Genomic DNA, 14507 nt, shown 5'->3' with positions numbered 1-14507 from the left:
TGACCCTCGAGAGCCCCCTCCTCATGTCACGGTCCACCCCGCGCCTGGGCGCGCTCCCCGGCGTCTTCCTCCTGGCCGGAGCCTTCCTCACCGGCGTGCTCCTGTTCGCCCACGGCGGCTGCCAAGGCGCAGCTCGCGCCCAGCGACCCACCCAGGGGCCCACGGCGGACGCGGGCTCCGAGACGGTGAGCGTGCAGGTCCTCGCGTTCAACGACTTCCACGGGCAGCTCGAGCCGCCCGGGGGCAGCAACGGGCAGATTCAGACGGGCGTGGACGCCGACGGCGGTCCGGTGCGCGTGAGCGCGGGCGGCGCGTCGTACTTCGCGAAGCACCTGGCGGACCTCCGGGCCACCAACCCCAACACGGTGGTGGTGGCGGCAGGAGACCTCATCGGCGCCTCCCCGCTGCTGTCAGGGCTCTTCCACGACGAGCCCACCATCGAGGCGATGAACCTCATCGGCCTGGACCTGGTCGCGGTGGGCAACCACGAGTTCGACGAGGGCAGCACGGAGCTTTTGCGCATGCAGGCGGGCGGCTGCCACCCGGTGGATGGCTGCCTGGACGGGGATGGCTTCGCGGGCGCGAAGTTCAAGTTCCTGGCGGCCAACGTGGCCACGGGCGCGGACCGCACGCTGTTCCCCCGCTACGACGTGCGCGAGTTCGAGGGCGTGAAGGTCGCCTTCATCGGCATGACGCTGGAGGGCACACCTCAAATCGTCACGCCCACGGGCGTCGCGGGCCTCGCCTTCCAGGACGAGGTGGAGACGGTGAACGCGCTGGTGCCCCAGCTGCGCCAGCAGGGCGTGGAGGCCATCATCGTCGTGGTGCACGAGGGCGGCGTGCCCGCGCCGGGCTCGCTCATCAACGAGTGCCGGGGCAAGGGCGAGGGCGGCGGAATCTCCGGGCCCATCGTGGCCATCGCGAAGGGACTCGACGACGCGGTGGACGTCATCGTCACCGGCCACACGCACCAGGCCTACAACTGCGTCATCGACGGCAAGGTCGTCACGAGCGCCGCGTCGGCGGGGCGGCTCGTCACCGACATCGACCTGACCTTGAGCAAGGCGACCGGCGACGTGGTGGAGACCAAGGCGAACAACCTCATCGTCACGCGCGACGTGACGGAGGACGGGCCGGTGAAGGAGCTGGTGACGCGCTACCAGCAGCTCGCCACGCCCCTGGCCAACCGGGTCATCGGCTGGGTGGCCGAGACGCTCAAGACGCCCTTCACCCAGGCGGACCCGGCGGGGCAGTCCACGCTGGGCTTCGTCATCGCGGACTCGCAGCTCGCGGCGACGCGGGCGGCGAACCTGGGCGGAGCGCGGGTGGCCTTCATGAACCCGGGCGGCGTGCGCGCGGACATCGCCCAGGGCGAGGTCACCTTCGGCGAGGCCTTCACCACGCAGCCCTTCGGCAACAGCCTGGTCACCCTGACGCTGACGGGCGCGCAAATCGAGGAGCTGCTGGAGCGACAGTGGCAGCAGGTGGGCCCCAACGTCGTCACCCGCATCCTCCACCCCTCGGCGGGGTTCACGTACGCGTTCAGCGCGTCGGCGCCCATCGGCGGTCGCATCGACCCGGCGTCCATCCGCCTCGACGGCGAGCCGTTGGATGCAGCGGCGACCTACCGCGTGACGGTGAACAACTTCCTCGCGGGCGGCGGGGATGGCTTCGCGGTGCTCACGCAGGGGACGAACCGCCTGGGCGGCGCCATCGACAGTGACGCGCTGGAGGCCTACCTGAAAGCGCACAGCTCCCAGTCGAGCCCCCTGGCGGCGCCCGCGCTGGACCGCATCACCGCGCTGCCCTGAGTCAGGGGACGGGACCGCGCCCCTGCCCCCCGGCCGGGACATCCGCGCCCCGTCCGGGCACGTTGTCGGGCGACACGGTGGAGCCCGGGAGGATTTCAATCTCCTGGGTGCGCGTCACACGCCGGGCCACCTCGTCGAACTCCAGCTCGATGCCGCGGCCCGGCTGGTCCTTGAGGCCGAAGCGGATGCGCCAGTAGTTGGGGCGTATCTCCACGGCCTCGCCGGCCTCGGAGAGCACCAGGCTGTTGTTGCGGGCGTATTCCTCGCCGGCCTGGATGACGTCACGCTCGCCCAGCTCCGCTTGCACGGAGGCCGAGCTGGGAGGCTGGGGCGGCCGGCCGGTGGGCCCGACACAGCCCGCTCCGGCCAGGAAGGCGGCGGTCAGCAGGAGTCGAGGGAGGGGGCGCGAGCTGAGCCTGGACATGTCCACAAGTTGAGCATGGGACGTGCCACCCGCATCCCTGGAGAGCGACTTCGGAGGCGCGCGAGTCTTGCGCCTGCTCGGAGCACCAGCGCGGAACCTGCGCCTCCAGGGGCGTCGGGAATCCCGCGCGACGTCTCCAGGCGCCCCCGCTCCGCCATGAGGAGCGGGGGTGCGAGGACGGATTACTTGTTCGACGGCGTCGGGGAGATGAGGCGCTGCTTCTCCACCACTTCGTCGATGAGGCCGTACTGGCGCGCGTCCTCGGCGCTCATGAAGTAGTCGCGCTCGGTGTCCTTCTCGATGCGCTCGATGGTGTGGCCGGTGTGCTTGACGATGAGGCCGTTGATGTAGCTGCGCAGGCGGAGGATTTCCTTGGCCTGGATGTCGATGTCGGTGGCCTGGCCCTGGGCGCCGCCGAGCGGCTGGTGAATCATGATGCGGCTGTTGGGCAGGGCGTAGCGCTTGCCCTTGGCGCCGGCAAGCAGGAGCAGCGCGCCCATGGAGGCGGCCTGTCCCACGCAGATGGTGGACACCGGACACTTCACGTACTGCATGGTGTCGTAGATGGCCAGGCCGGCGGTGACGGAGCCACCGGGCGAGTTGATGTAGAGGTTGATGCCCTTGTCGGGGTCCTCGGACTCGAGGAAGAGCAGCTGGGCGACGATGATGTTGGCCACGTCATCGTTGACGGGCGTGCCCAGCATGATGATGCGGTCCTTGAGGAGCCGGCTGTACAGGTCGTACGCCCGCTCGCCGCGGTGCGTGGTCTCGATGACGAAGGGGACGTTCATGGCTCCCCTACCCTAATCGTCCTGCCGCGCGCGCGCCCGCCCCTTCTTCCCGCAGCGTGCGCTGGCCCACGGTTCCACCCCGTCCCCTCCCCCGGTGGGCCCTCGACGGGGCGTCCGGAGGAGGGACGACGGCGTGTAGGACACCCGGCGCCTACAGGCCGGTCATCTTCTCCGGGCGGACCCACTGGTCGAACTGTTCGGCGGTGACGAGGCCCAGCTCGACGGCGACTTCCTTGAGCGTCTTGCCGTCCTTGTGGGCCTTCTTGGCGATGCGCGCGGCGTTGTCGTAGCCGATGTGCGGGTTGAGGGCGGTGACGAGCATCAGGCTGCGCTCCAGGTTCTCCTGGATGCGGGCGCGGTGGGGCTCGATGCCCACGGCGCAGTGGAGGCGGAAGCTGCGCATGCCGTCGGCCAGCAGCCGGCAGCTCTGCAGGACGTTGTGGATGATGAGGGGCTTGAAGACGTTGAGCTCGAAGTTGCCGGAGGCGCCGCCCACGCTGACGGCGACGTCGTTGCCCATGACCTGGGCGCAGAGCATGGTGAGGGCCTCGCTCTGGGTGGGGTTGACCTTGCCGGGCATGATGGAGCTGCCGGGCTCGTTCTCCGGGATGGTGATTTCGCCCAGGCCGGAGCGGGGGCCGGAGGACAGCCAGCGGATGTCGTTGGCGATCTTGAAGAGCGCGCAGGCCAGGCCCTTGAGGGCGCCATGCGCGTGGACCAGGGCGTCGTTGGCGGCCAGGGCCTCGAACTTGTTGGGGGCGGTGACGAAGGGCAGGCCGGTGAGGCGGGCAATCTCCTGGGCGACGCGCTCGGCGTACCCCTTGGGGGCATTGAGCCCCGTGCCGACAGCCGTCCCCCCCAGGGCCAGCTCGTGCAGGTGGGGAAGCACGCGCTCCAGGTGCGCGCGAGCATGGGCGAGCTGCGCGACATAGCCGCTCAGCTCCTGGCCCAGGGTGAGGGGCGTGGCGTCCTGGAGGTGGGTGCGGCCAATCTTCACCACGTCCATGAAGGCGCGGGACTTGTCGGCGAGCACGTCGCGAAGCGCGTCGAGCTCGGGGAGCACCCGCTCGGCGATGGCGGTGGCGGCGGCGACGCTCATCGCGGTGGGGAAGACGTCGTTGGAGCTCTGCCCCTTGTTGACGTCGTCGTTGGCGTGGACGCGGCGCTGCTCACCGCGTTCGCCGCCGAGCAGCTCCGAGGCGCGGTTGGCGAGCACCTCGTTGGTGTTCATGTTCGTCTGGGTGCCGCTGCCGGTCTGCCAGATGCTGAGCGGGAACTCCGCGTCATGCTTGCCGGCGAGGACCTCGTCGGAGGCGCGGACGATGGCGTCGCCCTTCTCGTGGGAGAGCGAGCCGTTCTCGACGTTGACGAGGGCGGCGGCCTTCTTGACGAGCACGAGCGCGCGGATGAGCGCGGGAGGCATGCGCTCGGTGGAGATGTCGAAGTTCTGGAGGCTGCGCTGCGTCTGGGCGCCCCAGAGGCGGTCGGCGGGGACCTCGATGGGGCCGAAGGTGTCCTTCTCGATGCGGACGTCGCGAGTGCTCAAGGGCGGGCTCCTGGAGGAGAGAATCCTGGAGCCCACGCATAACAGGCCGGTCAACGGGTCACCGGGAGACGAGGAGAACCGTCGAGCCGTGAGCAGAACGCGCCGATAAGCAGGACACCGCGAACGCGTGACACAGAGGAGCGGGACGGCCGGCGTGGGGGGCCCCGCCCGCTGGCGGGGGGACCCACGGCGAGCCGAGGGGCCCGCGAGCCGTGCCCCCTGGCCGTGTGCCTAGACCCGCCGCTCCAAGCGAGGCGTCTCCGACTCCCCGAAGCGCGACAACCAGTTCAGCGTGCGCTGCAGGGGAGCCCGCCCCAACGCGGAGGTCGGGGTGAACGCCCAGAGCAGGACGTAGACGAGCGGAAGCGTGCCGCCGGAGAACAAGGTGGCCACGACGACGGCCACGCGCACCAGGGCCACGTCGATTCCCAGCTCGCGAGCGAGCATCGCGCAGACGCCGGCCACGGCGCGGCCCTCGACGCCGCGGTGCAGCCGCTCCACCCGGATTCCACACCGGGCGCAGCGCGAGGCCTCCATCCGAATCTCCTCCGCGCACCCCGAGCACCGCTTCATCGCGTCCATGACGTGTCTCCCGTGAGGGGACCCCTTGGCGGCGAGCACCCTCGACCCTACCTACGCACCTCGCCGTCGCTGATTGCGTCCCCGGCACCCGGCGCCCCCCTGCTCGCAACCCCGCGTCACGTCTGTTGATTTACAGATTTAATCCGCCGGCTGTTGACAGCATTACAGGCAAGCAGGCAGAAATTGACGCGCACTTCCATTTCGCCCTCGGAAGATTCATTTTCCGACCCGTTGCCGTAGATTTACAACGCACCAAGCCAAGGAGCCGAGATGCCCACGGAAGTCCCCTCTTCGAAGAGCCCGGCCTTCAGCGCTGGCGTAGAGGTGAAGGGGCCGTGGCACCCCGACTACGCCGAGGTGCTCACCCCGGCCGCCCTGGACTTCGTGGCGAAGCTGGTGCGCGCCTTCGGGGAGCGCCGCGAGGGCCTCCTGGAGCGCCGCAAGCAGGTCCAGGCCGCCTGGCGCAAGGGTGAGCGCCCCCACTTCCTCCCGGAGACGAAGTCCGTCCGGGACGCCCAGTGGACGGTCGCCCCGCTGCCTCCGGACCTCCAGGACCGCCGCGTGGAAATCACCGGCCCGGTGGACCGGAAGATGATCATCAACGCCCTCAACTCGGGGGCCAACGTCTTCATGGCGGACTTCGAGGACGCCAACAGCCCCACCTGGGACAACGTCGTGCGCGGGCAAGTCAACCTGCGCGACGCCGTGCGCCGCTCCATCTCCTTCACCGGCGACAACGGCAAGCACTACGCCCTGGTCGACAAGCCCGCCGTCCTCTTCGTGCGCCCTCGCGGCTGGCACCTGCCCGAGCGCCACGTCGAAATCGACGGCAAGCCCATCTCCGGCTCCCTCTTCGACTTCGGCCTCTTCTTCTTCCACAACGTCCGCGAGCAGCTCGCCCGCGGCACCGGCCCCTACTTCTACCTGCCCAAGATGCAGAGCCACCTGGAGGCCCGCCTCTGGAACGACGTGTTCCTCATGGCCCAGGACACGCTCGGCATCCCCCGCGGCACCATCAAGGCCACCGTCCTCATCGAGACGCTCCCCGCGGCCTTCGAGATGGACGAAATCCTGTACGAACTGCGCGAGCACTCCGCCGGCCTCAACTGCGGCCGCTGGGACTACATCTTCAGCTTCATCAAGACGCTCCAGTCCGACACCAGCGTCGTGCTGCCCGACCGCGGCCAGGTCACCATGGACAAGGCGTTCCTCAACGCCTACTCGCAGCTGCTCATCCAGACCTGCCACCGCCGCGGCGTGCACGCCATGGGCGGCATGGCGGCCTTCATCCCCATCAAGGGGGACGCCGCCGCCAACGAGGCCGTCCTGGAGAAGGTCCGCGCCGACAAGCTGCGCGAGGTGAAGAACGGCCACGACGGCACGTGGGTCGCCCACCCGGGCCTGGTCTCCATCGCCCGCGACATCTTCGACGCGAACATGAAGGGGCCCAACCAGCTCGCCAACAAGCGCGAGGACGTGCGCGTCACCGAGGCCGACCTGCTCAAGGTCCCCTCCGGCACCCGCACCGAGGAGGGCCTGCGCCACAACCTGCGCGTGGGCATCCAGTACACCGCCGCGTGGCTCGGCGGCCTGGGCTGCGTGCCCCTCTACAACCTCATGGAGGACGCGGCCACCGCCGAAATCTCCCGCGCCCAGGTGTGGCAGTGGCTGCACCACGGCGCCTCGCTCGACGACGGCCGCAAGGTCACGCCCGAGCTGTTCCAGACGCTGCTCTCCGAGGAGATGGCCCACCTCGAGAAGGAGGGCGTCCACGAGAAGTACGGCCGCGAGCACGTCACCCGCGCCCGCGAGCTCTTCGAGCGCCTGTCCACCGCGCCCGCCTTCGAGGACTTCCTCACCCTGCCCGCCTACGCGGCGCTCGACGCCAACCGCTGAACCCTTTCCAACCCTTCAACGCCTCACCGAGGAGCCTGCGATGTACGACGCCACCACGACCACCCCGGACGCCTCCCCTCACGCCAAGCTCCACGCCCGCCGCTTCGAGGGCATCAAGCGCAACTACACCGACAAGGACGTCCTGAAGCTGCGCGGCACGCTGCCCATCAGCTACACGCTGGCCGAGGTCGGCGCGAAGCGGCTGTGGGAGCTGCTCCACACCGAGGACTACATCAACGCGCTCGGCGCCCTCACCGGCAACCAGGCCGTGCAGATGGTCCGCGCGGGCCTCAAGGCCATCTACCTCTCCGGCTGGCAGGTCGCCGCCGACGCCAACTCAGCCGGGCAGATGTACCCGGACCAGAGCCTCTACCCGGTCGACTCCGTCCCCACCGTGGTGCGGAAGATCAACAACGCCCTGCGCCGCGCGGACCAGATCGACCACGCCGAGGGCAAGAGCGACCGCTACTGGTTCGCGCCCATCATGGCGGACGCCGAGGCCGGCTTCGGCGGCCCGCTCAACGCCTATGAGCTGATGAAGGGCATGATCGAAGCCGGCGCCGCGGGCGTCCACTTCGAGGACCAGCTGGCCAGCGAGAAGAAGTGCGGCCACATGGGCGGCAAGGTGCTGGTGCCCACCAGCCACTTCATCCGCACCCTCACCGCCGCTCGCCTCGCCGCCGACGTGATGGGCGTGCCCACGCTGCTCGTCGCTCGCACGGACGCGGACAGCGCCAAGCTGCTCATGTCCGACGCGGACGAGTACGACCACGCCTTCATCGACCGCAAGAACGGCCGCACCTCCGAGGGCTTCTACCGCATCAACGGCGGCCTCGACTGCGCCATCGCCCGCGGCCTGGCCTACGCGCCGTACGCGGACCTCGTCTGGTGCGAGACCAGCACCCCGGACCTCGCCCAGGCCAAGAAGTTCGCCGAGTCCATCCGCGAGAAGTTCCCCAACAAGCTGCTCGCGTACAACTGCTCGCCGTCCTTCAACTGGAAGAAGAACCTGGACGACGCCACCATCGCCAAGTTCCAGCGCGAGCTGGGCGCCATGGGCTACAAGTTCCAGTTCGTCACCCTGGCCGGCTTCCACGCGCTGAACCACTCGATGTACGAGCTGGCGCGCAAGTACAAGGACCGCGGCATGGCGGCCTACAGCGAGTTCCAGCAGGGCGAGTTCGGCTCCGAGAAGGACGGCTACACCGCCACGCGTCACCAGCGCGAGGTCGGCACCGGCTACTTCGACCAGGTCGCCGAGGTCATCTCCGGCGGCTCCGCCAGCACCCTGGCGCTCCACGAGTCCACCGAGGCCCACCAGTTCTAATCGCCCTGGCGGCGCCTGAAGACGCCTGACACCGGAGGCCGTGGGGTCCTAACCCCGCGGCCTCTGGTCGTTTTTCCGCCCTTCGAGCAGGCGTCAGGCCCCCGGACGCAACTTCTCCCGGGGTTGCCCGATAATGTGGGCAGACCTCCGAGATCCGCGCCAATTGCGCCCTCGGACCGCCACGGAGCCAGCCATGAGCCGCATCAACTCGTTCACGGGTCCCCAGGTCCAGGTCCCCCGTCCCCAGGCCGGCGTGCAGTCGGCGAACGTCGGGTTCGGCTCGCTCATCCAGCAGAACCAGCGCGCGGCGATGTCCCCCGCGAACCGGCCGGGTGATCCGCTGATGTCCACCGGCGGGCTGGTGGTGCAGTCGGCGCTCAACTCGGTGGGCAGCGCGCCGCACAGCGGCATCATGAACTCCTACCTCGCCGCCGTGGGCCGTCCTCCCATCCAGGACGGCGCCTCCGGGCAGGGCAAGGCGCAGTCGCCCACCGCCGCCGCGGGCTCCAAGGAGGCCGAGGAGCAGAAGGTGATGATGGAGCTGGCCGAGCTGTCCGCGGCGACGCTGAACAACTCCATCTTCCACATGGGCAATCGCAACAAGGTGTCGCTGGACCGCGAGTAGCGTCGCGAGTCAGTCCTTCTTCGGTTCCTTGCGCTCGGCGCGCTGGAGGTACTCGGCGCGCTGGCCCTGCTGCAAGTCTCCCGAGCCGTCATACGGTGGCCCCACGTCGGTGCGCTGGCCGCCGTCCTGCTCCGTCACGTCATTGAGGAACTCGGCGCGGCCCTCCGCGGGCACGTGGTCTCCATCCTCCTCCGGGTCCTTCTGCTTCGCGGGGTCCAGGGGGATGCCGAGCGGCTTCTTGAGATAGTCCTTCGGGTCCATGGCTGTCGCTCCTTCGAGGGTGCTGAGGTGAGCCCGTGCCTCGAAGATGGAGACACCGGGCACCGCACGCAGCACAGGGAGCAGGCGACCGGGAGCCCGTGGCCTCAGTTGAGGTACTTCGGACGGGGCGGCGTCGCGGGCTGCTGACGCATCATCTCCAGTCCCTGGCGCGTGAGGATGAAGCGCACCACGCCGGAGCCGCGCTCGGTCTCGATCTCCGCCTCGAAGGCGGGGCCCGCGATGCCACCCAGGGCGACGTTCTTGCGTAGGTTGTGCACCTTGCCGCTGAGCATGTCGCCGGCGACCTCCTTCACCCCTTCACCCCGCTCGTGCAGCTCGTACGCCGTCTGGTGCAGCGTCATGGCGAGCGAGGGCGTCAGCGGCTGGGAGCTGAAGAGGACGGAGATGAGCAGCCAGTAGGGAGTCTCGTCGGAGGACATCGCGCTCCCATCCTAAGCGCCTCGCCGCCGGGGGGCCCGACGAAGTGACGGGGGACGCTAGCCCGCTCGGGGCCGGCGACGCTGGGCGATGCCCTCCGCGAGGGCGACCTGCTGCTTCCAGTGGCCGTACAGCCGCCCCTGGGACGCGAGCCGGTCCAGCTTCGTCTGCGTCTCGGCGTCCACGCGTCCTGGGGGCGCATCTCGAAAAGGCGTTCCGGGCAGCGGCATGAAGGTGTGGCCGTGCACACGCGCGCCCAGCTCCGCCAGTCGCTCCATGAGGGCGACGGTGGCGGCGACGTCGTCGGCCTCTTCGCCCGGAAGCCCGAGGATGAAGTCCACGTTGGGCACGAAGCCGCCCTCCACCGCGAGCCGGGTGGCCCGCACCACCGTCTCCACGTCGTGGCCCCGGCGGGTGCTCTGGAGGATGCGCTCGGAGCCGGACTGGCCGCCGATGATGAGGTTGTCGTTGTGGACGTAGCGCTTGAGGACGGCGAGCGCCTCGGGCGTGACGTGCTCGGGGCGGACCTCCGAGGGGAAGGTGCCGTAGTAGATGCGCCCGTCGGGGGCCATGGCCTCGCGCACCGCCGCGAGCAGCTCCTCCACCGCGGCCAGGTTCATCGTCTCGTCGCCGGTGCCGTAGGACATGGACGTCGGCGTGATGAAGCGGATGTCGCGGCGGCCCGAGCGGCGCAGCTCGCGCGCCCAGTGCGCCACATTGGCCACGGAGCGGTGGCGGAAGCGCGCCTTGCTCATGAAGGGCGTCTGGCAGAAGCGGCACGCGTAGATGCAGCCGCGCGTGATTTCGATGGCACCGAACATCGCGTTGCGCGCGGCGAACGGCGGGAAGTCATCCAGCTTCACGCCCTCCCCTCGCCCGTGCTGCACCAGCTTGCCGTCCTTCAGGTGGGCCACGCCGTGCGTGTCCCGGGGCTCCTCCCCGCGCTGGACGCGGCCGAGCAGCTCGCGCAGGGAGTGCTCGCCCTCGCCGATGGCGATGAGGTCGAAGCCGGCCTGGAGTGTCTGCAGCGGCTCGGCCGTCGCGTGCACGCCGCCGGCGATGCAGAGGACAAAGCGCCCCTCCAGCCGCTCGCGCACCCAGGCCAGCTCCTCCGCGGAGGCCGCGAAGCTGGCCGAGTAGAAGGACCACGCGGCGACCACGGTGTCGCCTGCGTCATGGCGCTCCTTGAGCGTGGCGAGCAGCGTCTCGCGGTCGCGGGGAAAGAACAGCTTCACGTCCGCGAGCGCCGGGTCCGACTCGACGGCGCCCGCCAGCACGGTGAAGGCGTACTTGCCTGGGTACTGATAGCTGAGGACGAGCGAGACGGAACGGTGCGGCACCATGAGCGGACGGCATGATGCCACACGGCCCCGGACGCGAGGGCCCCGGTGCGAGCAGGTGGGTCAGCGGGCGGTGGGCTCGGGGCGGACCAGGCGGAGCACCAGTTCGGCGAACGCGGTGAACTCGAGGACCTCGTCGGAGACGCGCTCATCGGGGTCCGACATGCGCACTGCCACGAGGTCATACCTGGGCAGGACGAGCACCCGGTTTCCGCCCTGGCCCACCGCCGCGAAGCCGCTCGGCGCCCCTTCCACCGCCTGCTTCAGGTTGTAGGGCGCCGACTTCATCATGAAGTCCCGGACCCGGTTCGAGTCTCCGCCCAGCTTCGCCATGAACGCCGGGTAGAAGTCCTTCTGGGGCAGAGGCCGGTCCGCGATCTCCCGCAGCGGCGCGAGCGACGCCTCGGGGAAGCCATTGCGGAGCGCCTGCTCCAGCATGTCCGAGCCCAGCGTGACGCTCATCCCATCCTCGTAGAGGAGCCACCACAGGAGGCCGCCCGTGGGCATGTGCGGCTGCGAGGGTGCGCCGCCCATCGCGTGAATCCACTCCGTGCTCAGGATGCGTTGGCCCTGCCACATCCCGCCCTGGAGGAGCATCTGCCCCACCTTGGCGAAGTCCAACGGGTGGAGCTGCAGGCCCGCCATGCCCACGGGATTGCCCGACGGGTCCGTGTCCCAGCGGAAGTCTCGGATGCCGAGTGGCGCGAACAGCCGTCGAGCCAGGTACACATCCATCTTCTCGCCCGACGCGCGCTCGACGATGCCGGCCACCAGGTTCGTGGCCTTGTTGTTGTACGCGTGCTTGCTGCCCGGCGTGTCCGTCACCTCCGAGTCGAGCGCGTAGCGCACGAAGTCGTTCGACGCGTAGATGTCCAGGGTCCCCCTGTTCGCGGCCAGTCCCGAGGTGTGGTTGAGCAGGTGTCGCACCGTCACCTGTCCCTTGAGGCCGTCCTTCCACTCGGGGAAGAAGGCGGACACGGGCGTGTCCAGGGAGGGAATCTTCCCCTCGTCGATGAGCAGGCCGATGGCCAGCGCCACCATGCCCTTGGTGGCGGACATGGCCTCGATGCGGTGCGTGTCACCGCCGAAGTACCACTCGCCCACGAGCTTGCCGTGGCGCAGCAGCACGAGGCCCGCGGAGCCTGAGTCCTCGGCGGCCTTCAGCAGCGCGGCGAGCGCGGGCTCGGACAGGCCGGCCTCGCTCGGGGTGGTCTTCTCCAGTCCGGAGCCCACGCCCCAGGTGCTGCGAGCCTCGCGAGCGTTCTTCCGCGCGCGCTCCACCAGGGCGTCGTAGCCCGGCAGCTCGCGCACGGGAGCCAGGGCCTTGGCGTGGAGCAGTCCACCCGGGTCGGCGTAGCCCACGTCCAGGGCGCGCTCCAGCCAGGTGAAGGCGGCCGCTGTGTCCTTCGCCTCCGCGGCCACGTTCGCCGCGACCCGAGCCAGCTCGGGAGCATGGTGCCCCGCGTCCCACGCGCGACGGAGCTCGTCCTGGGCCTTGGGCAGGTCTCCCTCACGCTGGGCCATCCAGGAGCGGGTCATGGCGCTCGTGGCCTCAGGCGCAATCCGCCCGGAGCTGAGGGTCTGGGAAGGAGCGCGCGAAGCTGTATCCGCGGGAGAGGCGTGAGCACAGGCCAAAAGCGCGCAGAGCGGCAGGAACAGGACGCGTCGCGACAAGAGATGACTCCGGGTAGGGGTGTGGTGCACGGCAGGGCCCATGACGCAGGCCGGGTGTGAACGCCCGCCACCGAGACTCATTTCATTTCGCCATGTAAAGGCGCACGTGGAAGCCCACGTGCCACACGGACGCGGTGTCAGCGGACGGGAGAAGAGCCCTCCAGCCTCATCTGCGTTCGCGCGGGCGCGCCGTCGGCCGAAGGGCACGCCCTTCGCGCGTGTATTCCCTCGCACGCGGTGTCAGCGGACAGAGGCGACGAGCAACTCCCAGGCGGCACGCACATGTCGCTCCTCCGTCGTCGCCGCGCCGATGGCCATCCGCAACACGTACCGTGCGGACGCTCCTTCCACCGAGGGCAACACCGTGTGCGTGAGGAACACCTTGCCGGAGGCATTCACGCGCTCCAGCAGCTCGCGGTTCCTCGCATCCGTGTCCTTCACTGCCTCACCCGGAAGCGGCTTCAAGCGGAAGCACACCAGCGACAGCGAGCGGGGCACGACCAGCTCGAAGCGCGAATCCTCCTTCACCCAGGACTCGAAGCACTGCGCCAGGCGCACATGCTCACGGATGTGCGCGCGCAGCCCCTTCGCGCCGTAGTGACGCAGCACGAACCACAGCTTGAGCGCACGGAAGCGGCGACCCAGTGGCACCTGCCAGTCGCGGTAGTCGATGACCGCGCCACTCGCGCTCGCGGCGTTGCGCAGGTACTCCGGCGTCACGCTGAGCGCTTCGAGCAGCGCCTTCCGGTCGCGCGTGAAGAAGGCATTGCAGTCGAAGTTGGTGAGCAGCCACTTGTGCGGGTTGAAGGCGAACGAGTCCACCCGGTTCATGCTGTCGAGCAACCCCCGGTGCTCGGGACACACCAGCGCCGAGCCCGCCCACGCCGCGTCGATGTGCAGCCAACCACCGGTGGAGCGCACCGGCGTGCGAGCCATCACCTCACCGATGGCTCGGACCGGGTCCACCGCGCCGGACGACGTGCTGCCCACGGTGGCGCAGACGAAGAAGGGCACGCGCCCCGCGCCGAGGTCCTCCAGGATGGCGCGCTCCAGCAGCTCGGCCCGCATCCCATAGCGGTCGTTCGTCTCGATGAGCCGCACATGCGTCGTGTCCTCCGCGCCATGCGCCACGCCGCACAGCATGGCGGCCTTGAGCACGGACGAGTGGGCCTGGGTGGAGGCGTAGGCCACCCACTCGGAGTTCGCGGGGGCGCCGTAACGACGCACGCGCTCCCGGGCCGCCACCATGGCCACGAGCGTGGCCTCGCTCGCGGTGCCCTGGATGACACCACCACCTCGCGCGGAGGTGGAGCGGAAGTCCTCGGGCAAGCCCAGCAGGTCCACGAGCCAGTCCACCACGCGCGTCTCCAGCTCCGTCGCCGCGGGGCTGGTGGACCAGAGCATGCCCTGCACCCCCAGGCCCGCCGACAACAGCTCCCCGAGCACCGCCGGCCCCGAGGCATTCGCGGGGAAGTACGCGAAGAACGACGGCGACTGCCAATGCGTCACGCCCGGCAGGATGACGTCCTCCAAATCCTTGAGGACCGCATCCCAGCCCTTCACCCCGTCGAGCCCCTCCTCCGGAGGACGCAGGGGCAGCTTCGAGGCGACCTCCCCCGGCGCCACCTGCGAGCGCACGGGGAAGGACTCCAGCCGCTGCTGATAGTCGGCGACCCAGTCCACCAGCCGGTGGCCCAGCTCACGAAACTCCTCGGGGCTCAGATGGGGCACGCCGCCATCACCACGGTTCGATTCGTCGCGCATGGCCGACACCTCGCACGAGCCTCGGGTC

Annotated in this window: 13 protein-coding genes; 4 read left to right on the top strand and 9 right to left on the bottom strand. The window is 69.7% G+C overall.

Annotation, left to right across the window (positions count from 1 at the left end; all coding sequences use genetic code 11):
- The first annotated feature begins 23 nt into the window (after positions 1-23).
- Complete coding sequence (locus K8640_RS11465) at positions 24-1811, top strand: bifunctional UDP-sugar hydrolase/5'-nucleotidase (RefSeq protein WP_223747084.1); 1788 nt, start codon at positions 24-26, stop codon at positions 1809-1811.
- Between the two features lies 1 nt (position 1812).
- Here K8640_RS11465 and K8640_RS11460 read toward each other — a convergent pair whose 3' ends face one another.
- The 4 genes from K8640_RS11460 to K8640_RS11445 all read right to left on the bottom strand — a co-directional run bounded on the left by K8640_RS11460 (position 1813) and on the right by K8640_RS11445 (position 5154).
- Positions 1813-2235 carry a hypothetical protein gene (locus K8640_RS11460; protein WP_141325391.1) on the bottom strand — a complete coding sequence of 141 codons (423 nt, stop codon included), beginning with the start codon at positions 2233-2235 and terminating at the stop codon, positions 1813-1815.
- A 182-nt stretch (positions 2236-2417) separates the two neighbouring features.
- Positions 2418-3026, bottom strand: a complete 609-nt coding sequence (clpP, locus tag K8640_RS11455) for an ATP-dependent Clp endopeptidase proteolytic subunit ClpP (RefSeq protein ID WP_141325392.1) — start codon at positions 3024-3026, stop codon at positions 2418-2420.
- A gap of 151 nt (positions 3027-3177) precedes the next feature.
- Positions 3178-4572 carry a class II fumarate hydratase gene (gene fumC, locus K8640_RS11450; protein ID WP_223747083.1) on the bottom strand — a complete coding sequence of 465 codons (1395 nt, stop codon included), beginning with the start codon at positions 4570-4572 and terminating at the stop codon, positions 3178-3180.
- A 231-nt stretch (positions 4573-4803) separates the two neighbouring features.
- Positions 4804-5154: a PspC domain-containing protein gene (locus tag K8640_RS11445; protein WP_223747082.1), complete on the bottom strand. Its 351-nt coding sequence runs from the start codon at positions 5152-5154 to the stop codon at positions 4804-4806.
- Between the two features lie 270 nt (positions 5155-5424).
- On the opposite strand from K8640_RS11445, the gene aceB reads away from it, so the two are divergent.
- The 3 genes from aceB to K8640_RS11430 all read left to right on the top strand — a co-directional run bounded on the left by aceB (position 5425) and on the right by K8640_RS11430 (position 9002).
- Entirely contained in the window at positions 5425-7050 is a 1626-nt protein-coding gene (aceB, locus tag K8640_RS11440; protein ID WP_223747081.1) for a malate synthase A, read from the top strand.
- Between the two features lie 40 nt (positions 7051-7090).
- Positions 7091-8377, top strand: a complete 1287-nt coding sequence (gene aceA, locus K8640_RS11435; RefSeq protein ID WP_223747080.1) for an isocitrate lyase — start codon at positions 7091-7093, stop codon at positions 8375-8377.
- 193 nt (positions 8378-8570) lie between these two features.
- Positions 8571-9002 carry a hypothetical protein gene (locus tag K8640_RS11430; protein ID WP_223747079.1) on the top strand — a complete coding sequence of 144 codons (432 nt, stop codon included), beginning with the start codon at positions 8571-8573 and terminating at the stop codon, positions 9000-9002.
- Positions 9003-9011: 9 nt separating this feature from the next.
- Here K8640_RS11430 and K8640_RS11425 read toward each other — a convergent pair whose 3' ends face one another.
- The 5 genes from K8640_RS11425 to K8640_RS11405 form a co-directional block, all read right to left on the bottom strand.
- Positions 9012-9263, bottom strand: coding sequence for a hypothetical protein (locus K8640_RS11425; RefSeq protein WP_223747078.1), 252 nt, complete (start codon positions 9261-9263; stop codon positions 9012-9014).
- Positions 9264-9367: 104 nt separating this feature from the next.
- The gene (locus K8640_RS11420) at positions 9368-9703 is read right to left on the bottom strand and encodes a hypothetical protein (RefSeq protein WP_141325406.1); all 336 of its coding nucleotides are present in this window, start codon (positions 9701-9703) and stop codon (positions 9368-9370) included.
- A 57-nt stretch (positions 9704-9760) separates the two neighbouring features.
- A complete protein-coding gene (locus tag K8640_RS11415) occupies positions 9761-11044 on the bottom strand; it encodes a TIGR04013 family B12-binding domain/radical SAM domain-containing protein (protein WP_223747077.1) in 1284 nt (427 codons plus the stop codon).
- A 60-nt stretch (positions 11045-11104) separates the two neighbouring features.
- Positions 11105-12580, bottom strand: coding sequence for a serine hydrolase (locus K8640_RS11410; protein WP_223747076.1), 1476 nt, complete (start codon positions 12578-12580; stop codon positions 11105-11107).
- 375 nt (positions 12581-12955) lie between these two features.
- The gene (locus tag K8640_RS11405) at positions 12956-14479 is read right to left on the bottom strand and encodes a pyridoxal-dependent decarboxylase (protein ID WP_223747075.1); all 1524 of its coding nucleotides are present in this window, start codon (positions 14477-14479) and stop codon (positions 12956-12958) included.
- Positions 14480-14507: the final 28 nt, after the last annotated feature.

Origin of the sequence: Myxococcus sp. XM-1-1-1 (assembly GCF_020037095.1) — a bacterium.
Classification (GTDB): Bacteria; Myxococcota; Myxococcia; order Myxococcales; family Myxococcaceae; genus Myxococcus; species Myxococcus fulvus.
This window is presented reverse-complemented; position numbering and strand designations above follow the sequence as displayed.